General features: G+C 72.5%; 22 protein-coding genes. 8 read left to right on the forward strand and 14 right to left on the reverse strand.

From position 1 onward, the window contains the following. Positions 1-111: 111 nt before the first annotated feature. Positions 112-837 carry a helix-turn-helix transcriptional regulator gene (locus AB0I04_RS47625; protein WP_360900854.1) on the reverse strand — a complete coding sequence of 242 codons (726 nt, stop codon included), beginning with the start codon at positions 835-837 and terminating at the stop codon, positions 112-114. A gap of 92 nt (positions 838-929) precedes the next feature. Here AB0I04_RS47625 and AB0I04_RS47630 point away from each other — a divergent pair, with 92 nt between their 5' ends. The 3 genes from AB0I04_RS47630 (at position 930) to AB0I04_RS47640 (ending at position 2,842) form a co-directional block, all read left to right on the forward strand. Beyond that, entirely contained in the window at positions 930-1,784 is an 855-nt protein-coding gene (locus tag AB0I04_RS47630; RefSeq protein ID WP_360900857.1) for an SDR family oxidoreductase, read from the forward strand. A gap of 85 nt (positions 1,785-1,869) precedes the next feature. Further along, positions 1,870-2,268, forward strand: coding sequence for a DUF4260 family protein (locus tag AB0I04_RS47635; RefSeq protein ID WP_360900860.1), 399 nt, complete (start codon positions 1,870-1,872; stop codon positions 2,266-2,268). Beyond that, a complete protein-coding gene (locus AB0I04_RS47640) occupies positions 2,261-2,842 on the forward strand; it encodes a TetR/AcrR family transcriptional regulator (protein WP_360900863.1) in 582 nt (193 codons plus the stop codon). Before AB0I04_RS47635 ends, AB0I04_RS47640 begins: the two co-directional genes overlap by 8 nt. Positions 2,843-2,845: 3 nt before the next feature. Here AB0I04_RS47640 and AB0I04_RS47645 read toward each other — a convergent pair whose 3' ends face one another. The 10 genes from AB0I04_RS47645 to AB0I04_RS47690 all read right to left on the reverse strand — a co-directional run bounded on the left by AB0I04_RS47645 (position 2,846) and on the right by AB0I04_RS47690 (position 16,444). Further along, the gene (locus AB0I04_RS47645; RefSeq protein ID WP_360900866.1) at positions 2,846-3,487 is read right to left on the reverse strand and encodes an SIS domain-containing protein; all 642 of its coding nucleotides are present in this window, start codon (positions 3,485-3,487) and stop codon (positions 2,846-2,848) included. Further along, positions 3,484-4,269, reverse strand: a complete 786-nt coding sequence (locus tag AB0I04_RS47650; RefSeq protein ID WP_360900869.1) for a hypothetical protein — start codon at positions 4,267-4,269, stop codon at positions 3,484-3,486. Before AB0I04_RS47650 ends, AB0I04_RS47645 begins: the two co-directional genes overlap by 4 nt. Further along, entirely contained in the window at positions 4,266-5,996 is a 1,731-nt protein-coding gene (locus AB0I04_RS47655; protein ID WP_360900872.1) for a trehalose-6-phosphate synthase, read from the reverse strand. Before AB0I04_RS47655 ends, AB0I04_RS47650 begins: the two co-directional genes overlap by 4 nt. Positions 5,997-6,025: 29 nt before the next feature. Then, on the reverse strand, positions 6,026-6,943 hold the full coding sequence (locus AB0I04_RS47660) for a transketolase C-terminal domain-containing protein (RefSeq protein WP_360900875.1): 918 nt from the start codon (positions 6,941-6,943) through the stop codon (positions 6,026-6,028). A gap of 65 nt (positions 6,944-7,008) precedes the next feature. Next, the gene (locus AB0I04_RS47665) at positions 7,009-7,863 is read right to left on the reverse strand and encodes a transketolase (protein WP_360900878.1); all 855 of its coding nucleotides are present in this window, start codon (positions 7,861-7,863) and stop codon (positions 7,009-7,011) included. Then, positions 7,853-11,812, reverse strand: a complete 3,960-nt coding sequence (locus AB0I04_RS47670; protein ID WP_360900923.1) for a beta-ketoacyl synthase N-terminal-like domain-containing protein — start codon at positions 11,810-11,812, stop codon at positions 7,853-7,855. The genes AB0I04_RS47665 and AB0I04_RS47670 overlap by 11 nt, the downstream gene beginning before the upstream one ends. After that, positions 11,812-12,873 carry a ketoacyl-ACP synthase III family protein gene (locus AB0I04_RS47675; protein ID WP_360900881.1) on the reverse strand — a complete coding sequence of 354 codons (1,062 nt, stop codon included), beginning with the start codon at positions 12,871-12,873 and terminating at the stop codon, positions 11,812-11,814. The genes AB0I04_RS47670 and AB0I04_RS47675 overlap by 1 nt, the downstream gene beginning before the upstream one ends. Before the next feature lie 50 nt (positions 12,874-12,923). Continuing rightward, positions 12,924-13,961, reverse strand: coding sequence for a ketoacyl-ACP synthase III family protein (locus tag AB0I04_RS47680; protein ID WP_360900884.1), 1,038 nt, complete (start codon positions 13,959-13,961; stop codon positions 12,924-12,926). A 48-nt stretch (positions 13,962-14,009) separates the two neighbouring features. Next, complete coding sequence (locus tag AB0I04_RS47685; protein WP_360900887.1) at positions 14,010-14,882, reverse strand: phytanoyl-CoA dioxygenase family protein; 873 nt, start codon at positions 14,880-14,882, stop codon at positions 14,010-14,012. Between the two features lie 38 nt (positions 14,883-14,920). Further along, entirely contained in the window at positions 14,921-16,444 is a 1,524-nt protein-coding gene (locus AB0I04_RS47690) for an FAD-dependent monooxygenase (protein ID WP_360900890.1), read from the reverse strand. A gap of 257 nt (positions 16,445-16,701) precedes the next feature. Between AB0I04_RS47690 and AB0I04_RS47695 the strand changes: the two genes are divergently transcribed. After that, entirely contained in the window at positions 16,702-17,940 is a 1,239-nt protein-coding gene (locus AB0I04_RS47695; protein ID WP_360900893.1) for a cytochrome P450, read from the forward strand. A 190-nt stretch (positions 17,941-18,130) separates the two neighbouring features. After that, the gene (locus tag AB0I04_RS47700; protein WP_360900896.1) at positions 18,131-19,333 is read left to right on the forward strand and encodes a cytochrome P450; all 1,203 of its coding nucleotides are present in this window, start codon (positions 18,131-18,133) and stop codon (positions 19,331-19,333) included. A 210-nt stretch (positions 19,334-19,543) separates the two neighbouring features. Here AB0I04_RS47700 and AB0I04_RS47705 read toward each other — a convergent pair whose 3' ends face one another. Beyond that, the gene (locus AB0I04_RS47705) at positions 19,544-19,930 is read right to left on the reverse strand and encodes a helix-turn-helix domain-containing protein (protein WP_360900899.1); all 387 of its coding nucleotides are present in this window, start codon (positions 19,928-19,930) and stop codon (positions 19,544-19,546) included. 102 nt (positions 19,931-20,032) lie between these two features. Here AB0I04_RS47705 and AB0I04_RS47710 point away from each other — a divergent pair, with 102 nt between their 5' ends. Beyond that, positions 20,033-20,656, forward strand: coding sequence for an NAD(P)H-binding protein (locus AB0I04_RS47710; protein ID WP_360900902.1), 624 nt, complete (start codon positions 20,033-20,035; stop codon positions 20,654-20,656). A 78-nt stretch (positions 20,657-20,734) separates the two neighbouring features. Here the strand turns inward: AB0I04_RS47710 and AB0I04_RS47715 are convergent, their stop codons facing one another. Beyond that, positions 20,735-21,349, reverse strand: coding sequence for a hypothetical protein (locus tag AB0I04_RS47715; RefSeq protein ID WP_360900905.1), 615 nt, complete (start codon positions 21,347-21,349; stop codon positions 20,735-20,737). Between the two features lie 66 nt (positions 21,350-21,415). On the opposite strand from AB0I04_RS47715, the gene AB0I04_RS47720 reads away from it, so the two are divergent. Then, on the forward strand, positions 21,416-22,054 hold the full coding sequence (locus tag AB0I04_RS47720) for a WYL domain-containing protein (protein WP_360900908.1): 639 nt from the start codon (positions 21,416-21,418) through the stop codon (positions 22,052-22,054). 227 nt (positions 22,055-22,281) lie between these two features. Further along, a complete protein-coding gene (locus AB0I04_RS47725) occupies positions 22,282-24,768 on the forward strand; it encodes a penicillin acylase family protein (RefSeq protein WP_360900911.1) in 2,487 nt (828 codons plus the stop codon). Positions 24,769-24,774: 6 nt separating this feature from the next. Here AB0I04_RS47725 and AB0I04_RS47730 read toward each other — a convergent pair whose 3' ends face one another. After that, complete coding sequence (locus tag AB0I04_RS47730; protein ID WP_360900914.1) at positions 24,775-25,599, reverse strand: isocitrate lyase/phosphoenolpyruvate mutase family protein; 825 nt, start codon at positions 25,597-25,599, stop codon at positions 24,775-24,777. Between the last annotated feature and the right edge of the window lie 248 nt (positions 25,600-25,847).

Below are 25,847 nucleotides of genomic sequence, written 5' to 3' on the forward strand. Positions count from 1 at the left end.
TGTCGTAACGGGACACTCCCGGAAAGGGCACCCTTGCCTTACTGATCGCCTACGTCGCCGACGTCCCGGGCCGGCCGGTCGAATCGCGTGGAAGCGAGGACGGGACGCGGCTCAGCAGGGCTGGAGGTCGGGGAGTCTGCCCGCGAAGAAGGCGCCGGGAGGCACGCCCATCATGCTGCGGAAGTCGGCGGTCATGTGGGACTGGTCGTAGTAGCCGGCGGTCGCGGCGAGCTCTGCCAACCGGGAGATGCGGCCACACGTGAGTGCGTTGCGCAGGCGGGCGACGCGAGCGAAGGACTTGGGCGGCAGACCGGCGTCCTCGGTGAGCAGGCCACGGAGGTGGCGTTCGCTGACGGCCAGATGGCGCGCGAGATCGGGCAGGTGCGTCGGCCGCCGGGCCGACAACGCCGTGGCGGCGGCACGGACCAGGCGAGCACGGGCCGGGTCGACCGGCGACCGGGAGCCGATGTGGGCCCGCAGGGCCGCGTCGAGGTGGTCGCGGATGAGGCCGCGGTCACCGCCAAGGCGCGCCAGCCGTCGCTCGAGGCGGACCCCGGGGTCACCCCACAGATCGGCGAGCGGCATCACCCGATCCACCAGTTCGCTGATCGGCAGACCCAGCAGCGGCCGGGCCGCGCCGGGCGGTAGCCGGACCTTGAGGCAGATCGGCAGATCCTTGCCGACGTGATAGGCGGCCCGGGTGCGGGGGCCGACCACGACGAGATCGCTGCGCCCGGCCGCCGTCGTCCGGAACACCAGGGCGGTGGCGATATCGGGCGTATGGACGATCCCGTCGCCGGTGCCGCCACTCAGGTCATCGATCTTCTCGATCAACACGACAGGCCCCCAGCGGTCATGACCACACGCTACTGCGGGGGCGTGCCGATTCTTCCTATAGACGGCGGTCGCCCGCTGGCAGCGTGGTGTTCATGATCTTCATTACGGGTGCCACCGGCACCATCGGTCGAGAACTGATCCGGATACTGGCGGCCGGCGGAGAGAAGGTTCGCGCGATGACGCGGAACCCTGCGAACGCCACGTCGCTCCCGGCCGGAGTCGAGGTCGTACGGGCGGACTTCACCGACCCCGCGTCGCTGGCGAAGGCGGTGGAGGGCGCCACGGCGATGTTCATGCTCACCGCGCCGGGGCCATGGGTGGTTCAGCACGACGAGGCGATGCTCGCGGCGGCGCGTTCGGCGGGCGTGCGCACGGTGGTCAAGCTGTCGGCGATCGGCACCGGCGAGAAGACCGACGTCGAGGTCGGGGACTGGCATCTTCCCGGGGAGGAGGCGGTTCGGTCCAGCGGCCTGGCCTGGACGGTGCTCCGGCCGTCCAGTTTCGCCTCGAACGCGCTCCGCTGGGCCGACGCGATCCGAGCCGGCACGCCGATTCCGAACCCGATGGGGACCGGTGTCCAGGGCGTCGTCGATCCCGGAGACGTCGCCGAAGTGGCTGCGCGGGCACTGACCTCGCCGGACCACGACGGGCAGGTCTACACCGTGACCGGTCCGGAACTGCTCAGCGTTCCCGATATGGCCGAGCAGCTGGGCCACGTCCTCGGTCGCACCGTCGAGACGGTCCACCTGCCGCTGGATGACTATCGCGACCGGTTGAGCGCCGCCGGACTGGACCCCGCCTTCGTCGCGACCGCGGTGAACGGGGCGCGCCTCGTCGCGGAGGGCGGCAACGCCACCCTGACCGGTGACGTCGAACGTGTGCTGGGCCGACCGGCCCGTACCTTCTCCGCCTGGGCTCAGGGCCATCGCACCGCTTTCACCGGCTGAGCGGTGCGGCGATCCGCCGGGGATTGACGGCTAACACCGTTAGCCTTAGGCTAACGGTGTTAGCTTCACTTCTCTGGAGGGCCTGATGGACCAGCCCATCGCACCGACGCGCACCCCACACCCCGTCGTCCGGATCGGATGGCTCGCTCTCGCGCTCTTCTTCACGGCGTTCGCCGTGCTCGAAGCGGTCAACCACGGCGCTCTCGCGCTCGTCGCGGCCCTGCTGCTCGCGATCGCCCCCGACCTCACGATGCTCATCGGGGCATCCGAGGCCGGCCGCGGCCGTCTCTCCCCGCGCGCCGTGCCGTACTACAACGCCGCGCACCGCTTCTGGGTCCCGTTCGCCCTGCTCGTCGCCTGGATCTTCGCGCCGGTGGGCGGGCCTCCTGTCTTCGCCGCCGGTCTCGGCTGGCTCGCCCACATCGCCTACGACCGCGCCTTCGGGTACGGGCTGCGCGACCGGGACGGACGCCGGCGTGGCTGACCGGCTCTCGCCGCGGGCCCGGCAGATCGTCGCCGCGGCCCGCGAGCTGCTGGAGAAGGACGGCGCCGACGCGCTCACCATGCGGCGCCTCGCCGACCGCCTCGGCATCCGCGCGCCGTCCCTGTACAAGCACTTCCCGGACAAGGCCGCGGTGGAGGTCGAGCTCATCGCGGAGGGCATGGAGGAGCTGGCCCGCGCCCTCGAAGCGGCCGAGGCGACCGGTCCGGCCAAGGCGACCGGTCCAGCCGAGGCCGCCGGCCGAGTCGAGGCCGCCGACCCGGCCGACGTCATGGCGGGGCTCGGCGCCGCCTACCGCGCCTACGCGTTCGCCCACCCCCACCTGTACCGGTTGATGAGCGCGGGCCCGTTTCCCCGCGACCTGCTGCCGCCCGGCCTCGAGGACCGGACGGCGATGCCTCTGGTGCGGGTGGTCGGCGACCCGGACCGCGCCCGGGCGGCATGGGCGTTCGCGCACGGAATGGTGATGCTCGAACTCGACGGCCGCTTCCCACCCGGCGCGGACCTGGGCCCGGCCTGGCGCGTAGGGCTCACGGCGCTCGTCCGGCCCGTCTGAGGGCTACCCCGCGTGGCGTTCGGCGACGCGTTGCTTGAGGAGGCCGACGAGTATGTGGTTGACCGCGAGCATGAGGTCCTCGAAGTGGAAGTTGTTGTCGTTCTTGCCGACCTGACCGGGGAACCTCGAGGTGCCGGGGACCACCAGGCACACCTCGGCCAGTTCCCGGCACCTGCCGCCGTCGCCCTTGGTCATGGCGAACGTCTTGGCGCCCGCGTCGACGGCGACCTGCAGCGCCTTCGTCACGTTCACCGAGTTGCCGCTCCCGGAGTAGGCCATGACCAGGTCCTTGGCGGTGACGACGGGCGCGAGGGACGCCGCGAACATGTCCTCGACGCCGAGGTCGTTGACGAGCCCGGTCAGCTCGGCGGCCGACGAGCACAGGTTGACGAACGACAGCCGCTCGACGTCCGCCGGGAGGGGCCGCGTCTTGTCCTCCGTCACGAACGGATGGTGCTTGAAATCGCAGTAGGCGTGGTCGACGGTGCCGGCGTTCCCGCCGTTGGCCATGGCGTAGACGGTGCCGCCGTCGTCGTACGTCTCGAACAGCATCGCGGCGGCCCGCTCGATGACGGCGACGGGGAGCAGCTCCAGGATGCGGCGCTTCTCGGTGAGGTACAGCTCGATGGTCTCGGCGAGGTTCATGACCGGCCGCCCGCGTGCTCGGAGTCGATGCGGCCGTGCCCACGCCCCGCGTCGTCCTGCCAGCGGATGACGTCGTCGAGCTCGGGGGTGGAGACCTCGATGGACGTGTAGTCCGTTCGTGCGATCACCCGGTGCAGCTCTCCCGGCGGATTGGTCCAGCCCGTACGAGGACGGTGGACGGTGGTGGTCAGCCTCCCCAGGTCGATCACCGCGCTCAGGTCGTCGGGCGCGGTGGCACCGGTCAGCACCGTGGCCTCTCCCTCGATGACGTAGTTGGTCTCCAGCTTCTGCCGGTGGGACTGCAGGGACGACTGGTGGCCCTCGGTCATCCGGATGCGTTTCAGCGCGTACGGGACGCCGGGGAGATTGTGGGTGTACCAGACCTCACCGCCCCAGGGCTTGTCCACCGTGTAGTCCGAGACGTCCGGACAGCGGCAGCCCCTCGCGCCCTCCGGCTCGGTCATTTCTCTGGTCTCTCCAAGGACGGAGCCGGCCTCGACGAGGACCGCCGGTTCGGGGCCGACGCCCACGATCCGGTGGACGCAGCCCGGAAGGGCGTGCCAGCCGTCCAGGTGGCCGTACGTCCTCGACCCGATCGCGTCCTCCAGACGCACCCGGCCGGCGATGACCACGAAGCTCCGGTGGTCGCGCGGATGGGACCGGAACGGGGTGGCGCGTCCGGCCGCCACGGTGTGCTCGGCGAACAGGTACGCCCCTTCGGCGGCCTGGTCGGCGAGCCGGCTGATGTGTCCGTAATCGGTGTCGATCACGGTCGTCTTCATCGTCGTGCTCCCATCATGCGGTCGAGCCAGCTGTTCGCGTCCTGCTCGCGCAGCGACCGTCGTGCCGCCGCCCGGCCTGCGGGAACGTCGCCGGCGGCCATCGCGTCGAGCATCGCCGAGGCGGTCGCCTCGACATCGAACGGGTGTACGGGCGTCACGTGGTCGGCCAGCTGCTCGTAGGCGCCCGCGTTGACCGAGAGCAGCAGCCGGGCGCGCTCGCCGAGGAAGAGGGCCTCCTTGGCGACGAGGTTCATGCCGTCGAACGTCGGATTCACCACCATGACATCGGCCCCCGACAGGGCGGCGACGACGCAGTTGCGCGTCGTGGCGGGATCGGGATAGATCAGCGAGACGGCGGGCCGGCCGGGCGCGCCGAACCGCTCGTTCAGGTCGGCCACCATGCCCTCGCACTCGCGCTGGAGCGCCAGGGTGCGCTCGGTCGGGCGGCCCGGCGGGGTGGCCACCGCGCAGAACCACCACTCTCCGGCGAGCCCGGGCTCGCGCTCCAGCAGGTTCCGGTACGCGGTGAACCCGCGTGGCAGGTTCTTCCACAGGTCGATGCGGTCGGCCCGGACGATCATCCGCCGCCCACGGCCCTCGCGGTCCAGCCGGCCGCGCCACTCGGCGGTGGCCGGCTCGTCGAGCAGCCGTTCCACCGCCGCGACGTCCAGTGGGAACGGGGCGACGACGACCCGGGTCCGGTACCCGTCGTACGTCACGCCGTCATCGTCGACGGCGCAGCCGGGCAGGTAACGGGCACAGCAGCCCAGGAAGGCCCGCGCCCACCGGGTGCAGTGGAAGCCGATCACGTCGGCGCACAACAGGCTCGCGAGGATCCGGTCCCGGATGTACGCGGGGAGGACGCCGAAGTAGTCGGGCTCGCACCAGGGCAGCCCCTGGAAGAACGCGACCCGGCCGCGCCGCCCTCCACGCCGTCCGAGCATCTCCGGGACCAGGAACAGGTGGTGGTCGTTGACCAGGACGAACTCGTCCGGTGACCCCGTCATGAGCGTGGCCACCCTGTCGGCGTACGCGCGATTGACCGCCTCGTAGCCGGACCAGGCCTCCGCGAGCCGCCCGTCCGGCTGCCGCGAAGTGTCCAGCAGATAGTGGAACAGCCACAGCAGCAGGCGTACGCCGATGGTCTCGTAGTGCCGGTCGACCATGTCGCGCGGCAGGCGCAGCCGGTGCAGCGTCACCTCGCCGGGCAGCCGGGTCACCTCAACGGATCCGTCGCCGGGCACGCCCGACGGCGTTCCGCCACCGTGCGGCCAGGTCGCCTGGACGCGGCCGTCGGCGAGGGCGGCCGACGGCGTTCCGTCACCGGGCGGCCAGGTCGCCTGAACGGAGCCGCCGGGCACGGCCGACGGTCCGTCGCCGGGCGCGCCCACGGGTGTTCCGTCGCCGGGCGGCCAGGTCGCCTGGGTGGGTCCGTCGGCGAGGGCGGCCGACGGCGGGGCGCCACCGGGTGGCCGCGTCACTTCGACGGAGCCGTCGCGGGATACGGCCGACGGTGTCCCTCCGCAGGGCCGCCGGGTCACCTCGACGGAGACGTCCCCGCGAGAGGGTCCGGAGGGGCCGTCGACGGGCATCGTGCATACCCAGTCGCCCCCGTGCTCGCCGAGCAGGGTCGCTAGCAGCGGCACCAGGCCGCCGGGCGAGCGGGGCAGCAGGCCCGCGCCGTCCTGCCACCGTGGCGCGCTGTTGCTGCAAACGATCAGTCTCACTCGGGACCCTCTGCTCGGCATCGGCGGGCTCATCGCGCGGTCTCCTGAAGGAAGGCCGCGATCCCCGCGGCGTCCAGCCGGTATCGGCGGTAGAGGTCCTCTGGCGGTCCGGCCTGGCCGTAGTCGGGGACGGCGAGCACGTCAAAGCGGGGCCGGTCGGGCAGGCCGAGCACGATGCGGCCCAGTTCGTCGGCGAGGCCGCCGACGACGTGGTGGTCCTCGACCACGACCGCCCGCCGGTGCGCGCCGACCAGACGTGCGACGGTCGCCCGGTCCACCGGCAGCGACGACACATTGACCACCGTCGGCCTGACGCCCTCCGCGGCGAGCCGGTCGGCCGCCTCCACGGCGACCGGCACCGTACCGCCCATCGCGAAGACGACCACGTCGGTGCCCTCGCGCACCACGTGCGGGACACCGAACCGGAACCGGTATCCGTCCCCGTGCACCTCCGGCTGCGGCTGACGGCACAGCCGCAGGTAACTCGGGCCCCGCCCAGTGGCGAGGTGGGCCATCATCTGCCAGGTCTCGGCGCCGTCGGCCGGGTGGAACACCTGGACGTTCGGCAGCGTGCGCATCAGCGCCAGGTCCCGGAGCCCCATCTGGGTCGGCCCGTCCCGTCCGATCGCCAGCCCGGCGTGGGTGCCGACCAGGACCACGCCCGCGTCGTTGAGCCCCACCGTCTGGAAGATCTCCAGGAACTTGCCGGTCAGGAAGTGGCCGAAGCTCGCGACGAACGGCCGGAACCCCTCCTGCGCCAGCCCGGCGGCCAGCCCGATGGCGTTGGCCTCCGCGATACCGCACTCGAAGAACCGGTCCGGGAACTCCTCCTTGAAAGGCAGCGTCCGGGTCGCCTTGGCGAGGTCGCAGTTGACGACGACGACGTGGTCGTACTCACGGGCGATCTCGACCAGCGCGGTGCCGAACCAGTCCCGCGTCGACGTCATGCCACCCCCTGACGGAGGGAACGCCCCCCGGCAAAGACCAGGCCCAGGCCCTCGCTTCGCTCGGGTCATATGCCGACCTCCAGGAGGGTCTCCAGGAAGTCGACCGCCGCCGCGTACTCCGCCGCCGACGGGAGATCGCCGTGGCTGCCGTTCATGAGGACGCGTCCGGGGCCGAGCCGCCCCTTGCGGGTGTGGGCGATGATCGCCGACGGCCCGCCCGTGGCGCGTCGCCGGAACGCGTCGCGCAGCGCGCCGTGGTCGTGGCCGTCCACCTCGTCGACCTGCCAGCCGAACGCGCGCAGCTTGTCGGGCAGCGGGTGCAGCGGCAGGATGTCGTCGACGGCGCCGTCGCTCTGGCTCCCGTTGTGGTCGATGATCGCCACCAGACCGGGCACCCGGTGCGCTCCGGCGTACATGAACGCCTCCCAGACCTGACCCTCCTGGCACTCTCCGTCGCCCAGCAGGCAGTACACGGTGGAGTCCCGGCCGTGGAGCCGCTTGCCGAGGGCACGGCCGACGGCCACCGACAGGCCCTGGCCGAGTGCCCCGGTGCTGACGTCCACCAGGTCGAGCCGTGTACGGTCCGGGTGACCCTGCAACCGGCTGTCCAGGGCGCGCAGCGTGCCGATGTCCTCGGCGGGCAGGTCGCCGTCGACGATCAGGGCGGCGTACCAGGCCGGGGCCGCGTGTCCCTTGGACAGGACGAAGACGTCGCCTGCGGACGGGTCCGGCGTCCAGTCCATCTGGTCGAACTTGAGCACGCTGATGATGTCCGCGCAGGACAGGGACGAGCCGGCGTGCCCGGATCCGGCCCGGTGGATCATCTCCAGCAGGACGAGTCGGCACCGGGTCGCGAGGAGGGCGATCCGGGCGGCGTCGGCACGTTCGGCCGGCCCGGCGACCACTCCCTTACCGCGCATCGGCGCTCCCATTGGCGTCCGCCGTGGTCGCGGGCCCGGTGCTCCCGTTGGCGTCTGTGGCGGTCGTGGGTCCGGTGCTTCCGTTGGCGTCCGCCGCGGTCACCGGCCCAGCGCCTCCGCTGGCGTCCGCCGCGGTCACGCGTCTGGTGCTCCCGTTGGCGTCCGCGGCGCCGGCGCTCTCGTTCGCGTCCACGGCGATCAGTAGTCCGGCGATGTAGTCGGAGACCGCAGTGATGGTCGGCTGCCGCCACAGCAGAGTGGTCGGCAGCGAGCAGCGGAACCGTTTCTCCAGCCGACGCCGGACGACGACCGTGAGCACGGAGTCCAGCCCCTGCTCGACCAGCGGACGGTTGGGCGAGAGGTCGGTGGGGTCCAGCCGCATCTCCTTGGCGATCTGCGCACCGACCTCCTCGATCAGCACGGCGCGCAGCTCTTCCGGGCTCAGATGGGCGTACGAATCGGCGGGCCGAGAGCCGTTCGCCGTCGTGTCCCCGGTGGACGGGGCGTCGATCACCGGGTACCGAAGGCCCGACAGCCAGGCGACGACGGCGCGGCCCTCATCGGTCGCGTCCGTCACGCGTACCTGGACGGTGTCGGTCCGCTCCGGGTCGAGCCACACGTCGATGTGCACCGCGTCCGGTGGCTCCCCGACAGTGACCAGCCGGTCCACGTGGGTCACCATGCGCAGCAGCGGATCGCCGGGGAACGCGCTCGGCGCGACCGACATGGCGGCGTCCAGCACGGGGGCCCAGGTGGCGGCGGGCCCGCACCGTACGCGGGCGCGCAGCGCGCCATGGCCGCGCAGGAGTTCCTCGACGGTCCACGCGAACCCGGTGCCGGGCACGCCGACGGCGGCCAGCCGCTCCGTGACCGAGCCGGGGTCCGCCGAGGTGAGCGGCAGGACCGGCGGCGCCGGCGGTTCGCCGAGGTCGGCGGGCACGACACCGGTGGCGATCATCTGCCAGGCCGCGTCCGGATCACCCGCGGTACGGGAGGCCAGCCGCAGCCCGGCCTCCTGCCGTACGACCTGGACCTCGCGGCGGTCGGCGGTCAGCAGCGGCGCCGACATCGTCACCTCGCCGAGCGCCTGACCGCCGGACGCGGCGAAGAACGTGGTCGCCAGCACGGCGGCGGGCACGATCTCGACACCCTCGATGGCGTGGCTGCCGGGATAGGGCCGGGTCTGGTCGTCCAGGGCGGTCCGCCAGAGCCGGATGCCGGTGCCGGCGAGGTCGATCGCGTCGCCGATCAGGGTGTGCGCGTCCGGGTCGTGGCCGCGGCCACCGGCGTCGGGGGCGGACGGCGGGCGCCAGTGCCGGCGGCGCTGCCACGGATAGGTGGGGAGTGCGGCCGGCCCGCCGGCCGGCTGGAGACGGCGCCAGTCCGGCGCGACGCCGGCGCAGTGCGCGGCGGCCACACTGGCGAGGAGGGTGGCGCGCGCGGGCCGGTTCCGGCGCAGCGACGAACCGACGAACACGTCCTCGTGCCCGACGGTGGACAGCGTCTCCAGCAGCGAGTGGGTCACCACCGGATGCGGGGAGACCTCCACGAAGGCCCGGTACCCGTCGGCCGCCGCCGCCGTGACGGCGTCGGCCAGGCGTACCGGCCGGCGCAGGTTGGTCGCCCAGTACGCGCCGCCGAAGCCGGGCGTCGCCCGCGGATCGTCCAGCGCCGTCGAGTAGACCCGGAGCCGCGGGGCGGCGGGAGTCAGGTCGGCCGCGGCGCCGATCAGGTCGGCCAGCAGCGGATCCATCTGCGGCCCGTGAAACGCCACGTCCGAGGCGACCCGGCGGGCGGGGACGCCCCCCTCGAGCCAGCCGGCCAGTACCTCCGCGACGGCGTCAGGGTCACCGGAGACGACCGTCGATCCGGGCGACGAGGCGATCGCGGCGACCACATCGGTACGGCCCGCGAGCCGCTCCGCCGCGTCGGCGAACGGCAGCTGCACCATGGCCATCGACCCGCGGCCCGCGACCCGCCGCAGCAGCTTGGACCGCCGGCAGATCAACCGGGCACCGTCCAGGCGGCTCAGCGCGCCGGCCGTCACGGCTGCGGCGATCTCGCCGACCGAATGACCGATCACCGCGTGCGGGCGCACACCGTACTCGCGCCACAGCTCGACCAGGCCGAGCTGCATCGCGAAGATCATGGTCTGGATCCGGTCGACCTCCGTCAGGTCCCCGCCGGTGAGCGCCTCGCGCGGGGAGAAACCGATCTCCGCGGCGAACACCGGCTCCAGTTCGTCGACCACGGCTGCGAACGCGGGCTCGGTCGCCAGCAGTTCCCGGCCCATGCCGGCCCACTGCGAGCCGTGCCCGGAGAACACGAACACCGGTCCGGGGCCGGGATCGGTGAGCACCCGGCCGGTGGTCACCGCGTCGTGCGGGGCGCCGGACGCCAGGGCGCGCAGGCCGTCGGCGAGCGCCGCGGAGTCCTCGGCGGCAACCACCGCCCGCTCCGCCAGGTGGGCCCGGCGCAGCGCGAGCGTGTGCCCGACCTCGGCGACCGGAAGGTCACCGGCCACGTCGGCGAGGGCGCCGGCGGCCTGCCGCAGCGCGGCCCGCGACGCGGCGGAGACGGGGAACAGTGGGCCCGCGGTCTCCTTGGCGACGGGTGAGGACAGGCCTGCGGTCCCCTCGGCCGCAGGCGACGCCGGCGGTGCCTGTTCGAGGACGACGTGGGCGACGGTGCCGCCGTAGCCGAAGGCGGAGACGGCGGCGCGGCGCGGGTGCGCGGAGCCGGGCCACGGCGTCGGCGCGTCGACCACGCGCAGCCCGGCGCCCGCCCAGTCCACGGCCGGGGTGGGGGTGTCGAGCCGACTCGGCGGCAACTCGCCGCGGTCGAGCGCGAGGACCGCCTTGACCAGGCCGGCGATGCCGGCGGCGCCCTCCAGGTGGCCGATGTTGGACTTCGCCGAGCCGATCAGGCAGGGCCGGTCCGCCGGCCTGCCCACGCCGTACACGCTGCCCAGCGCGGCCGCCTCGAGCGGGTCGCCGACCGCCGTGCCGGTGCCGTGCGCCTCGACATAGCCGACGGTGCCGGGCTCGACGCCGGCCTGCCGCAGGGCGCGGCGCATCACGTGCTCCTGCGCCTGGCCGCACGGCGCCATGATGCCCACGGTGCGGCCGTCCTGGTTGACCGCGCTGCCGCGGATGGTCGCGAGGACCCGGTCCCCGTCCCGCAGGGCGTCGGCGAGTCGCTTGAGCACCACGACCGCCGCGCCCTCGCCCCGCCCGTACCCGTCGGCCGCGGCGTCGAATGACTTGCTCCGCCCGTCGGGCGCCAGGGTGCCGGCGGCGTCCAGGGTGAGCGTCTCGCCAGGGGAGAGGATGAGGTTCACCCCACCGGCCAGCGCGACGTCGCTCTCCCCGGCCCGCAGCGCCTGAACGGCCAGATGCACGGCGACCAGCGACGCCGAGCAGGCGGTGTCCACCGCGAGGCTCGGGCCGCGCAGGTCCAGCGCGTACGAGACGCGGTTGGCCACCGCGCAGGTCGCCGCGCCGATCCCGGTCCACGCCTCGATGTCGGGCAGGTCCTCCAGCAGCCGGTGCCCGTAGTCGCCGGTGCAGACCCCGACGTACACGCCGGCGTCGGTGCCGGCGATCGCGTCCGGCGATACTCCGGCGTGTTCCAGCGCCTCCCACGCGGTCTCCATCACGAGGCGCTGCTGCGGATCCATCAACTCGGCCTCGCGCGGCGACAGCCCGAAGAACTCCGCGTCGAAGCCGGCCACGTCCTCCAGGAAGCTCCCGCGCGGGACGGTGCGGCGGACCGCCGCGGCGTACGCCGGGCCACGGTCGGCGTAGTCCCGCCAGCGGTCGGCCGGCGCCGGCCCGCTCGCGTCCCGCCCCTCGCGCAGCAGGTCCCAGTAGGCGCCCGGGGAATCGGCGCCGCCAGGCAGGCGGCAGCCGATCCCGATCACCGCGATCGCCTCGGCCGGTCGGTCCATCACGCATCGCCTCCTCGTGTTCGCGCCCACACGGGCGTCTCGATCACCTCCACGACGGCGGCGGAGATGGTCACTCCCGGTCCGTAGGCGAACATCAGCAGATGGTCACCGGGACCCAGCTCGCCGGTGCGGACCAGTCGCTCCAGCGCGAGCACCTGGTCGCTCGCCCCGCAGTGCCCGATGGTCCGGCCGAACTCCCACGTCGAACGGGACGCCGGGATCTCCAGCCGGATCTCGCAGACCTGCTCGGCGATGTCCCGGGAGGTGTTCATGCACGCCACCCGCGTCACGTCGGCCGCCTTGATCCCGGCCTCCGACAGCGCCTGGTCGATCACCCCGGCCATCCGCTCGTCCAGCGTCACCAGCACTCCCGTGCCGTCGCCCTCGACGACGGCGCGCCGCCGGAACTCGTCGTTGTGGGCCGCGAAGTCCACCCGGCGGCCCTCGGTGATGCCGGGCGGGAACAGGGGCTCGGCGCAGCGGTGCATCTCCTCGGCCTGCGACACCGACACCGTGCACACCGACGCCAGCCGGGCGAACCCCGGCTCGGTGTCGAGCACGAGCGCGCTGCCCGCGTCACCGGCGACCGCCCCGGGCAGCATCCGCCAGCGGTCGACCAGCGGAGTGCCGTAGTTGTCGGCGGCGACCAGCAGCGCGGCCCTGCGGCCCGGCACGGCCCGCAGATGGCTCGCTGCCAGCTCCAGCGCCGCGAACATGCCGTTGCAGCCCTGCCTCAGCTGCGTGGACAGCACCCCGTCGCCGACCAGGTGGCGTTGCACGTACGCCTGCGGGGGCCAGCCCTCCGGCCCCTGATGCCAGGTCGAGACGTACAGCAGGAGGCCGAGGTCGGTGGGGGATCGGCCACTGCGGGCGAGCGCGCTCCGTGCCGCGCGCAGCGCCATCTCCGGCGCCGGGACGTCACCGGCCACCGCGACGGAGGCCAGACCGTACAACTCGACCTCGTCCGAGGTGTACCGGCCGGCCGCCACGGCGTCCTCCACCGTGACCGTGCCGGGAACGCACGACCCGACCCCGCTGATGAACATGTCCGCCGTCTCCACGCCCGCCTCCTCGAACTCGACCGTCGACGTTTCGCCCGCTCAGCGGCGGGTCACGCGTACTCCTCCGGAATGCCGAGGATCCGCAGTACGGCGCAGGCCATGGTGGTGCCGGCTCCGAGCCCGACGAGCAGCACGTGGTCACCGGCGGCCAGCGCCCCGGTGGCCAGCAGGTGGTCGAGGGCGACGAACTGGTCGCCGACCCCGAGGTGCCCGATGCCCGCGCCGTACTCCCAGGTGCTGTCGGCGAGGGTCAGCCCGAGCCAGTTGAGTCCCCGGTGTTCCAGGTCGTCCCAGCGCCCGTGCGGGAACGCCACGCGCGCCACGTCGTCGAGCGTGATGTCCGCCTCCTTGAGGGTGCGGTCGACCAGCTCGATCAGCGTCTTCTGGATGGCCAGCATGACGCTCGCGCCGTCCCCTTCGATCAGCCGCTTGCGGAACTCCACGTTGCGCGCGGCGAAGTCCAGCGGCCGGCCGACGGTCGCGTCCGGCGGGAACATCGGCACGCCGCCGTCGTTGACCGCCTCCGCCTCCGGCAGCACGGTCACGTTGACCGACCGCACCTCGGCGAACCCGGTGTCCGTCGTGACCAGCAGCGCGCATCCGGCGTCACCCAGCACGCAACCCTCGATCGCCCGCCACCGGTCGACCAGCGGAGTGCCGTGGTTGTCCGCGCCGACCAGCAGCGCGGTGCCGCCGTCCGGCCGCAGGTATCCGGCGGCCAGTTGCAGCCCGCTGAACAGCCCGCAGCATCCGTTCCGGAGTTCGACGCCCAGGACGTCGCCGCCCACCAGGTGCTGCTGGAGGTAGTACTGCGGCTCCCAGCCCTCCGGACCCTGGTGCCAGACGTCGCTGTAAAGCATGAGGTCGAGGTCGCGCGGTGACATCCCGCCGGACCGCTCGAACGCGTGCCGGGCGGCGCGGAGCGCCAGCTCCGGGGCCGGCAGGTCGCCGGCCACCGCCGCGCCGCCGAGACGGAAGTACTCGATCTCGTCCGCCGGGTAGCGGCCCTCGGCGGCGGCCGTCTCGATGGTGACCACCGGTGGCAGATGGACGCCGATACTGCGCAGGTACATGTCGGGTGTGCGCATCTGTCTGTCCCTCCTTCGGCGCGGACGCGGCGGCGCGGTGACCTCGCGCTACCGGGCGTCGGACATCGAGACGGGGCCCGCCGCTCCGTCGCGGAGCAGCAGCATCGGATCGCTCAACTCGTACAGGCCGCACATCGGCGGGCAGGGCTCGTAGCCGAGGAGCCGCTGGACGTCCTCGGGGTACGTGCGGACCACCTCCAGCGGCACGGACAGGTACTGGTTCTCCTCCTGCCGGAGGTTGCCGAGGTCCAGGGCGTACGACAGGCCGGTGCGGGGCGTGTCGGAGGCGTTGACGCCGGCACCGTGGTACGTACTGCCGAGCCACAACATCGCGGAGCCGGCCCGCATCGCGGCGGGGACCGCCTCGTGGTCGCGGGGTGCCCGCTCGTCGTCCCACAGGTGGCTGCCCGGGATCACGCGGGTGGCGCCGTTGACCGCGGTGAACTCGCTCGCGGCCACCATGACCTGGACCCGGCTCTCCGGGCCCGGGTGGGTCCGCAGGTGAGCGGTGTCGTCCCGGTGCAGCCCCTGGAGCGGCACCCCCGGCGAGATCTGGATCGCCCGGGAGATGCCGAGCTGGATGGTCGGGACGAACTCCACGCGCTGCTCGCCGAGCCAGGCCCGCACCGGGCGCTGCAGGAAGTGCCGTGCCACGCCGAGGAAGTGCGGCTGCCGCAGGATCGGGACCGAGTGCGCCGTCCGGCGGACCAGTCCCGGCAGGATCCGGGTCTTCTCGCCGACCAGCCTCCCGTCGCCGTCCGCCTGGTGTTCCAGGGCCGGTCCGAGGTCGTTCCAGAGCCCTCGGAGCGTGGCGGCGTCGACGAAGTCCTCGACGATCACCGCGCCGTCGCGGTCGACCACCTTGATGGCCTCGTCGACCGGCGCCGCCGCCGGGAGTGTGGTCAGCTTGGTATCACTCATTCCGCCTCCGGGAGCGTGTTCGTTATGGACCTGCGCGGTCATGCCGCGGGCGGGCCGAACCAGCGGGCGAGGGCGTCCGGCAGCGACGCCGGGTCGGCGGGAGTGCTCCAGGCGACGAAGCCGTCCGGCCGGATCAGCAGGGCGTCCGCCGGTGGTTCGTCGCACTCGGCGGTGACGATGTCGACCCGATCGGACCAGGGCTCGGCGAGGGCGCGGACCCCGGGGCCGGCGCCGAGGTCGAGCAGCAGCGCCCGCCCGGTGCGCTGCAGTTCCGCGACCCGTACGGTGCCGTCGGCGAGCCGCAGCCGCAGGTCCGGGCTGTAGCGCCCGACCAGGGGACCGGTGAGCGCGGGATCGCCCATGTCATAGCCGATGTGCAGGTCGTCGATCAGGGAGGTGAGCTGATGATTCGCCTCGTCCCGGAGCAGCAGCTCCCGGAGCAGCCGGCGCAGCGCGTCGACGTGGGGGCCGGGCCGCATCAACGCGATCGAGGCGCGCTGGATCTCCAGGGTCTGCGCGCCGATCGGATGCCGCTCGGAGGTGTAGGTGTCGAGCAGGTCGTCGGTGCACCAGCCCCGCGCGACGGCGGCGAGCTTCCAGCCGACGTTCAGCGCGTCGCCCAACCCGAGGCGCAGCCCTGGACCGCTCCAATGCGAGTGGACGTGCGCGGCGTCGCCGACCAGCAGGATCCGCCCGCTGCGGTACGTCTCGGCCTGCCGCGCGTTGTCGGTGAACCTGGTGATCTTCTTGACCTCGGTTACCGTCACCTTGGTACCGCTGAGCCGGCGTAGCGAGCCCTGGAACTCCTCCAGCGTGATGGGGGCGTCCCGGTTCACCGGCGGGCCGTCGAACTCCAGCGTGATGAACCGGGGCGGACCCTCCTCGTACACCAGGAGCCCGCAGTCCTTGCGGAACCAGCCCGGCAGGTGGAAGTCGAGGTCGTCGATCTCGGCGAAGGCGCGGTAGCCGGTGGTGATCCCGTCCGTCCCCGGGAAGGCGACGCCGGACAGCTTGCGGACCATGCTCCGGCCGCCGTCGCAGCCGGCGAGCCACTCCGCCTCCATCACGTACGGCCCGTCCGGACCGTCGACGTCGAGGCGCACCCGGTCGTCGTCCGGCGTGAACCCGGTGACGGTGTGGCCGCGCCGGACCTCGACGCCGAGCTCGGCCGCGCGCCGTGCCAGGTCCATCTCCAGCAGCTGCTGGGGCACCAGCAGGTCGGGCGACTCCGGCCGCAGGAGGAACATGCTGGCGAAATGCCGGGCGCCGGGGAACTCCTTGGGCAGCAGGCTGTCCGGCCGCCGCTCGCCCGCGTCGATCCGGGTCTGTTGCTCGGCGGTGGGCGGCGTGATGGGGGTCTCGGCCACCCCGAGCATCAGGCCGCGGCGGTCCATGATGTCGACGGCTCGCCCGGTGATGCCCTCGGCCTTGGGACGCCACTCGACCTCGGGGAGCCGTTCGAACACCACCACCGGCACGTCGTGAAGCGCCACCTCGCAGGCGAGCATGAGCCCCACCGGCCCACCGCCGACAACCGCTACCTGGGCATCCCGAACCGCCATTAAGCACCCCTGTTCAGAGATGACAGTGAGCTTGCTGGGAGAGTCGTCAGGTCCTCCATCACGGGCCGGTTGAAATTAGGGCGGCCGGTGGGACCTGAGAGTTGACAGATGTGCCTGTTCGGTCAGCGCCGATGCTAATCGGACGGTACGGAACTGACTAGTGGTGTCATTTTTTCGATTCGTCATGCATAATCAGCGGCTGATGATCATCGGGGCGCCGGAGACGTCTGCTCGGCGCCGAGGCGGGAGGTGGCCGGATGAGCGATGGCCCGAGTGCCCGACCATTGGAGACCGATGCCCGACCGTTGGAGACCGATCGGCCGACCCCCTTCGACCCGCCCGTCGAGCTGCGAAAACGGCCACCGCTGAGTCGGCTGGCCTACCCGAACGGGCACCTCGGCTGGGTCGCAACCGGATACTCCGTCACCCGGGCGATCCTGTCAGATCCGCGCTTCAGCACCCGTCGGGAACTGCTCCACCAGCCGGTCGGCGAACGCGCGGAGGAACGTCCCACGCCCGCGGAGCCGGGCATCTTCCCGCACATGGACCCTCCCGAGCACACGCGGTATCGCCGCCTGCTGAGCCGCCACTTCAGCCCCCGGCGCGTCGCGGAGCTGACGCCGACGATCCGCCGGTACACCGAGCGGGCACTCGCCGACATGGCGGACGGCGGGTCGCCCGCCGATCTCGTCGCGGCGTTCGCCGTGCCGATCCCGGCCCTGGTCATCTGCGAACTGCTGGGCGTGCCGGTGGAGGACCGGCAGGCGATCCAGGCGGCCACCGCAGTGATGAACGACCTGGATTCCACGCCTGAGCGGGCGGTCGAGGCGGTGATGTCGATCACAGGGACGGTACGCCGCCTGGTCGCGCGTCTCCGCGTCGGGCCGGCGCCATCGGGCGACGGGTTGCTGGCGCACGCGGTGGCGACCGGGGACCTGACCGACGACGAACTCACCAACCTCGGCATGGTGCTACTGGCCACCGGACACCTACCGACGTCGAGCATGCTGTCGCTCGGGTCGTTCGTGCTGCTGACCGAACCGGCCCAGCGGGCCCGTCTGACCGGGGACCCGGCCCTCGCCGACCGAGCGGTCGAGGAACTGCTGCGCTACCTGTCGATCCTGCAGTTCGACGTACGCCGCACCGCGCTGGTCGACGTCGAGATCGACGGCCACGTCATCGCGGCCGGCGAGACGGTCGTGCTCGCCCTGCCGGTGGCCAACCGCGACCCCGAGCGCTTCACCGACCCGGACACTCTGGACCTGGCCCGTTCCGGGACCGGGCACCTCGCCTTCGGCCACGGCGTCCACCAGTGTCTCGGGCAGCAACTCGCGCGTGCTGAGCTGCGCATCGCGCTGACCGCCCTCTTCGACCGTTTCCCCGACCTGCGCCTCGCCGTGCCACCGGCCGAGGTGCCGACCCGTGACCGGATGGCGGTGTACGGGGTGGACCGGCTGCCGGTCGCCTGGGGTCCCGCCGTCGACATTCACGCCTGAGCGTACGCATGTCCGACGCCGCGTCTCCGAAAGAAGGGACGAGAGATCTGACATTAGGTATTACGAGGTGAACGATATGTGCATTCATCGGACCACTCACTATGCGTGCCGATGAAAATACTCCCCGGGCGGTTCCGAGGGCGGAAAAGCGCGAATAATGAACGTTATTCGCATTACAAGGGGAACTGTGATGAGCGCACCCGAGGATGACATGTTCGCGCCACCGGCCTTTCCGATGGAGCGGACCTGCCCGTTCGCTCCGCCGGCCGAGTATCGGCGGATGCGCGCCCGTGCGCCGCTCGTCCGCGCCGACCTGCCCAACGGAGCGCCGGTCTGGGCGGTCACCCGTTACGCCGAGGCGCGGCAGATCCTCAGCGACCCCCGGATCAGCTCGAACACCGGACGACCCGAACGGCCGCGCGGGCCCGACGACGATCGCCCCGACGACGGCTTCTTCATCGACCTGGACCCGCCCGAGCACGGTAAGTACCGGCGGATGCTGATCTCGGAGCTGGGCACCCGTCAGGTGACCGCCATGCGACCGCGCATCCAGCGGATCGTCGACACGGCGATCGACGAGATGCTGGAGAACGGGCCGCCCGCCGACCTCGTCGAGTCGTTCGCGCGCCCGGTCTCGGCACGCGTCATCTGCGAGTTGCTCGGCGTTCCGGCCGGAGACCACGGGTTCTTCGAGTCCCGGCTCCGGATGCTGGCCGTGATGAGAATCGACCCGCGGTCCCCCCATGCCTCCCGGGACGTTCGCGGCTACCTGCGCGACCTCATCCACCGCGCCGAGCGTGAACCACAGGACGGCCTCATCGGACGGCTGGCCGCCAGGTATCTGCCCACCGGGGAGCTGACCACCGACGCTCTGATCAACGTCGGTTTCCTGCTGCTGCTCGCGGGCTATGAGTCACCCGCGAACATGATCTCACTGGGCGTGGTGACGCTGCTGGAGCACCCGGAGCAGCTCGCCGCGTTGCGCGCCGATCCGAGCCTGCTGCCGAGCGCGGCCGAGGAACTGGTGCGGTTCCACTCGGTGCAGGACTGGGTCAGCTTCGACCGGATGGCGGAAGCCGACCTCGACATCGGCGGTGTGCGGATCCGCGCCGGGGATCGCCTGACGATACTGGCCGCGTCCGCCAACCGCGATGAGCGCGCGTTCGAGAATCCGGACGAGCTCGACATCCGCCGCTCCGCGCACCACCTCGCCTTCGGCCACGGGGTACACCAGTGCGTCGGCCGCAACCTCGCGCGCGCCGAGCTGGAGATCGCCTTCGGCACCCTGCTGACCCGGATCCCGACGCTGCGCCTGGCGGCCGGGCTCGACGAGTTGCCCTTCGCCTACGACGCCGGGCTCTTCGGGCTGCACGCGCTGCCCGTCACCTGGTGATCCAGCCGACGTCCAGGCGGCCGGTCGGAGCTCGACGCTCATGGGCGAGCCGGGCATCGGGAACGCGGCGAGGTCGTGGACCTCGTACCCGGTCAGGGCGAGCGCCGACGCCCCCGCGACGATGACCGGCATCCCCAGCCGGGGTCGGAAGGCGCGTCGTCTCTTCCGCCGGCGTGCCGGTCGGGGTGCTGCGGGCCGGGGTTCGGCGTGTCAGCCGGCGCGGTCGAGGCGGGCGTCGTCGTCGTATGCCTCGCGGGCGTCGAGGAGCTCGTCCCAGTGCTCCGACGTCCAGGCGCAGGCGGCGGCGAGGGGTTCGAGCATGCTGCGGCCCAGGGGAGTCAGCTCGTACTCCACGTGCGGGGTGGCCTCGGCGTAGACGGTGCGTTTGACCAGACCGTCCCGTTCGAGGGATCGCAGCGACTGGGTGAGGACCTTGGGAGTAACACGGCTCAGCGGCACGCGCAGCTCGGAGAACCGGCGCGGCCCGCCCTCGAGGCAGCGGATGACGAGCGCCGCCCACTTGTCGCCGAAGCGGATCGGGTTGAGCGCGGACGGGCACAGCTCGTCGAACATGTCGGCGGGCAAGGGTTCCCTCATGGCTGCACGATAACCGGTATCCCGGCGGTAACCGCGCCCCTCGATAGCGTCCGCGACACCGGCCGGCGCACAGGATCCGGCCCTGGTGAGAGGCGGGTACCCATGAACATCGTGATCTTCGGCGCGGGCGGCCGGGCCGGGCGGCAGGCCGTCGCCGAGGCGCACCGGCGCGGCCACCAGGTCACCGCCGTGGTCCGCGACCCCGCGCGCCACGGCGACCTGACCGGCGCCCGGGTCGTGGCGGGCGACGTCCTGGACGCGGCGGGCGTCGAGCAGGTGGCCGTCGGGCACGACGCCGCCATCAGCGCCGCCGCGGACCTGGCCATGCCACCCCACGACTTCTTCACCGCGTCGGCCCGTGCCCTGACCGCCGGTCTGGCGAAGGCGGGCGTGCGCCGGCTGGTGGTGGTCGGCCTGGCGTCGGTCCTGCCCGGGGCGTCCGGTGCTCCGATGATGGACGAGCCCGGCTATCCGAACGAGTACCGCTCCTTCTACCTCGGCCACGCGGCGGGCCTGGAGGAGCTCCGGGCGGGCGACCTGGACTGGGCGTACGTGGCCCCTGCGGGCGACTTCGACCACGACGGCGGGCGCACCGGCGGCTACCGGGTCGCCGAGCACGGCGACATGGCGAGCCGGATCTCGTACGCGGACTTCGCGATCGCCCTGCTCGACGAGGTCGAGGCCCCCCGTCACCGCCGCGCCGCCGTCAGTATCCGGGAGGTGTGACGCCCGACGTCCAGGTCCACCAACTGGAGGGCCGCGACGTCGAGCATCATCAGTTCCCAGAGCGTCAAAGGCCGGGCTTCACCGCACCGTGCGGAAGAAGGCCCGGATGTCCTCGACGAGCAGCTCGGGCGCCTCCATGGCGGCGAAGTGGCCGCCCCGGTCGAATTCCGACCAGTGCACGACCTTGTGGTCACGTTCGGCGATCCGGCGGACGCCCGGGTCGCCGGGGAAGACGGCGACGCCGTGCGGCAGCGGAGAGTACTCGGTGGCGGCGCCCCATGACTTCTGTGTCTCCTTGTAGAGACGGGCCGACGATGCGGCGGTCCCGGTGAACCAGTAGATGCTGATGTCGGTGAGCAACTGGTCGACGTCGACCGCGTCTTCGGGTAGTCCTCGCGCCGGGTCGGTCCACTCTTTGAACTTCTCGACGATCCACGCCAGCTGCGCGGCGGGCGAGTCGTGCAGGCCGAACGCCAGGGTCTGCGGCCGGGTCGCCTGTATCACCGCGTAGCCGGCGCGGTCCTGGTCCTGGTACTGGCCGAGTCGGGCGAGTTCGGCCTCGGTGAGTCCCTCGAACTCGGCCGGGTCGCCCGTCGGGAAGCCGAGGCCGCCGTTGACGTGGCCGGGATCGACGAGACCTCGGTCCGCGCGCTTGTCAAACTCGAGCAGGTCCTCCCGCCCCGGCTCCGGCATCGCGTCGGCGCCCTGCGCTCGGCCACGGTCCCGCTGGCATCCTCGGCGGACACGGTGGACCCGGCCGTGCTCACCGCGATCGCCACGGCCGTTCGCGACCGCGAGAGCCTGCGGTTCGACTATCGCGCCCGCGATGGTGCCGAGGGCCGCCGCACCGCCGAGCCGCACCGGCTGGTGAGCTCGGGACGCCGCTGGTACCTGGTGGCATGGGACACCGGTCGGCGTGACTGGCGCACGTTCCGCGTCGATCGGATGCGGCTGCGCACGCCGAACGGGCCGCGCTTCACCCCCCGCGAGCCGCCCGGCGGCGATCTCACCCGCTACGTGTCGGAGCAGATCTCGATCCATCCGTACCGCTACCACGGCCGGTTCACGGTGCACGCACCCGCCGACGTCGTCGCCACCCGGATGCCGCCCACCGTCGCGGCGGTCGAACCGGCCACAGACGACACGTGCGTGCTCAGAGCCGGCTCCAACTCCCTCGACGAGCTTGCGGCGTGGGTCGCGCAACTCGGCGCCGCGTTCGAGGTGCACGAGCCGCCCGAACTCATCGAACACGTCCGCGCGCTCGGCACCCGCCTCCTCGACGCGGCGCGTTGGACACCGCGGCCCGGACCCAAGGTGCCCGACCGGTACACCGCCGATCCGCCCCGCGACTCGGGGCGGTCAGCGGGCGGGAAGCCGTCCGACGCCGCCGAACAGTGAGGTCGTCCGCGGTGAGCCGTCGTCGTCCGGGGGTGCCAGTCGTACGGGCGTACGAGGCCGGGTTCGACCATCTCGTAGCCGTCGAACAGCGACTGGATCTCCTTCTCGGTGTGCTCGCCCGATGGCCGGGATGCGGGGGGATGATCCGTTCTGGCCGATGCGTTCCCGGATGCCGACCCGAATGGTTTACTGACGCGATCATCCCGGTTCCGGCGTGTGGAGGGTCGATGGTCCGCTTCGCGCCGCTGGCCCGGCTACCGCGGACGGCCCGCTGGGCCGTCCGCGTCCTGATCACCCTCTTGGCGCTCGCGCTCGTGCTCACGCTGTACGGGTGGTGGACGGTCCGGCGGTCGTACCCGCAGGTCGGCGGGCGCGTGTCGGTGCCCGGGCTGGGCGCGGACGTCACCGTCCTGCGGGACCGGTGGGGCGTCCCGCAGATCTACGCCGACAGCGGCGAGGACCTGATGCGGGCAGAGGGCTACGTGCACGCGCAGGACCGGTTCTGGGAGATGGACTTCCGGCGGCACGTCACGGCAGGGCGGCTGTCCGAGCTGTTCGGCCGGACCACCCTCGACACCGACAAGGTCGTCCGTACGCTCGGCTGGCGGCGGGTCGCCGAGCAGGAGCTGCCGCTGCTGCGCCCCGACACCCGCCGCTACCTGGACGCGTACGCGCAGGGCGTGAACGCCTGGCTGGGCGGGCACCGCGACACCGCGACGCAGAGCCTGGAGTACTCCGTGCTCGGCCTGCAGCGGACCGGCTACCACCCCGAGCCCTGGACCGCCGTCGACTCACTGTCCTGGCTCAAGGCGATGGCGTGGGACCTGCGCAGCAACATGGACGAGGAGCTGGGCCGCGCGATCGCCGCCACGAAGGTCTCCCCGGCCCGCGCCGACCAGCTCTACCCCGGCTACCCGTACGACCGGAACCCCGTCATCGTCCCGAACGGCTCCGGCGGGCGTACGGGCCCGGCGCCGCGCGCCCGCGCGCTGTCCCCGGCGCTGACCCGCGTCGCCGCCGCCATCCACGCCATGCCGACGATGCTCGGCAACGGCGCCCCCGGGCTGGGCTCGAACTCCTGGGTCGTCTCCGGCGCCCGCACGAACACCGGGAAGCCGCTCCTGGCCAACGACCCGCATCTCGCGCCGCAGATGCCGTCGATCTGGTACCAGGCCGGGCTGCACTGCCGCCGTCCGTCGGCCACCTGCCCGTTCGACGTCACCGGGTTCACGTTCTCCGGCGTCCCCGGCGTCATCATCGGGCACAACACCCGGATCGCCTGGGGCTTCACGAACCTCGGCCCCGACGTCACCGATCTGTACCTCGAGCGGGTCACCGGCACGACGTACGAGTACCGGGGCCGCCAGGAGCCCCTCGCGCTCCGGCCCGAACAGATCAAGGTGGCCGGGGCGAAGCCGGTGACCATCACCGTACGGTCGACGCGGCACGGGCCGCTGCTGTCCGACGTCATGACCTCGGCCCGTACGGCGGGGAACGGCGCGGCGGTCGCGCTGCGGTGGACCGCGCTCGACCCGGGCCGGACCGCCGACGCGATCGTGTCGCTGGACACCGCCGGGAACTGGGAGCAGTTCCGCGCCGCCGCCCGCTCCTTCGAGGTCCCCGCGCAGAACCTCGTGTACGCCGACGTCGACGGGCACATCGGCTACCAGGCGCCCGGCCGCATCCCGATCCGTACGAGCGGCGACGGGCGCTGGCCGGCGCAGGGCTGGACCGGCGCGCAGGAGTGGAAGGGGTACATCCCGTTCGACGAACTGCCCAGCGCGTACGACCCGCCGCAGGGCTACATCGTCACCGCGAACAACGCCGCCACCGGGCCCGGCTACCCGCGGATGCTGACCCGCGACTGGGCGTACGGCTACCGCGCCGCGCGCATCACCGAGCTGGTCCAGCGGACGCCGGTCATGGACGCGGCGACGATGGGGCGGACCCAGCTGGACGACCGCAACGGCTTCGCGCCGACCCTGGTGCCGCACCTGCTGCGCGTCGGCTCCGGCCCCGCCGTGGCGCTGCTGCGCGGCTGGGACTTCACCCAGCCCGCCCGCTCCGCCCCGGCCGCCTTCTACAACGCGGTGTACCGGCACCTGCTGCTGCGGACGTTCGACGACGAGCTGCCCGAGGACGCCCGGCCCGACGGCGGCGACCGCTGGTTCGAGGTGCTCCGGAATCTCCTGAACCGGCCGGACGACCCGTGGTGGGACGACGTGCGCACGCCCGCGAAGGAGACCCGTGACGACATGCTCCGGCTCGCGCTCAAGGACGCCGAGGGGGAACTGCGCGAACGGCTCGGCGGCGACCCGGCGAAGTGGCGCTGGGGCGACCTGCACACGCTGACGTTGACCAACCAGACCTTCGGCACCTCCGGGATCGGGCCGATCGAGTGGCTGTTCAACCGGGGGCGGCTGAAGCTCGCGGGCGGCGACTCGCTCGTCGACGCGACCGGCTGGAACCCCCAGGAGGGCTACCAGGTCGACTGGGTGCCGTCCATGCGCATGGTCGTGGACCTCGCCGACCCGAACCGCTCCCGCTGGATCAACCTCACCGGCGCGTCCGGCCATGCGTTCGCGGACCACTACTGGGACCAGGCGCCGCTATGGGCGCGCGGTGACACGATCCCGATGCGGTCCGACCCCGCGACGATCCGCCGCGAGGCCGCCCACACCCTGACGCTCGTGCCCTCCCGGTCGCGCGGGTAGCGGTCGTCAGTCGGCGCTGCGCAGGAGGGCGTTGAGCTCCCCGTAGTCGAGCGACTCGGAGAGCGACCCATAGGTGCCGGTGGTGAGCAGCTCCCGTGTGCTCCGCCGCACGAGGGCGTACGCGGCTTGGGCGATGGACGAGCCGACACTGATCCGCGCCACGCCCAGTCCGGCGAGCGTGGCGACGTCCGGCGCTCCCGGACCGGCGAGTACGTTCAGGGGCACCTCCAGCCCTTCCACCAGCGCCGAGACGATCTCAGGGTCGGTGACACCGGGCACGAAGATGCCGTCCGCGCCGGCCGCGACGTACGCCTCGGCGCGTTTCAGCGTCTCCGACAGCCGACCGTGCTGGTCTCCGACGGCCATCAGGTACGTGTCGATCCGCGCGTTGATGAACAGGGAAGAGGCGTCGGAGGCCTGGCGGGCCGAGGCGATCCGGTCCGCCTGCTCCGCCACCGGGCGCAGCGGCTCCGGCCCGGCGTGATGGGCGTCCTCGATGTTGATTCCGACGGCACCCGCGGCGAGTACGCCGCCGACCGTCACGGCGACCCCGTCAGGGTCATCGGCGTAGCCGCTCTCGATGTCCGCGGTGACGGGGGCGCCGACCGCGGCGACGACACGGGCGATGAGGTCGAGGGCCAGGTCGCGGCCGAGCCGGTCGCCGTCGGGGGCACCGAGGCCCCACGCGACACCCGCGCTCGTCGTGGCGACCGCGACGGCACCGGCGTCTTCCGCCACCCGCGCGGACGCGGCGTCCCACGCGTTGGCCAGCAGCAAGGGCCTGCCGCTTCGGTGCGACTCGCGAAACAGCAGGGCCTTGCCACGGTGCATCGTTGAGGATCCGTTCTGGGTCGAGGACATGTCGGAATTCCACCAGCGCACGTCGCATGGCGTCTGGCAGATTTCCGACATCAACGTGATCAGGCGAGGGTCTTGCAGAGGTGACCTCACCGTCGATGCGGGCGACCTCGTCCGGGGCCGGGTGGCTCAGGAGGAGGGCGCGTCCTGTTCGTTGATGTTCAGGGGCCGGTACGGGCGGTAGGGGCTGTTCGCGGACAGGGTGTAGCGGAGCACCAGGT

The sequence above is a fragment of the Actinoallomurus sp. NPDC050550 genome (genome assembly GCF_040655075.1).
Taxonomy (GTDB): domain Bacteria; phylum Actinomycetota; class Actinomycetes; order Streptosporangiales; family Streptosporangiaceae; genus Actinoallomurus.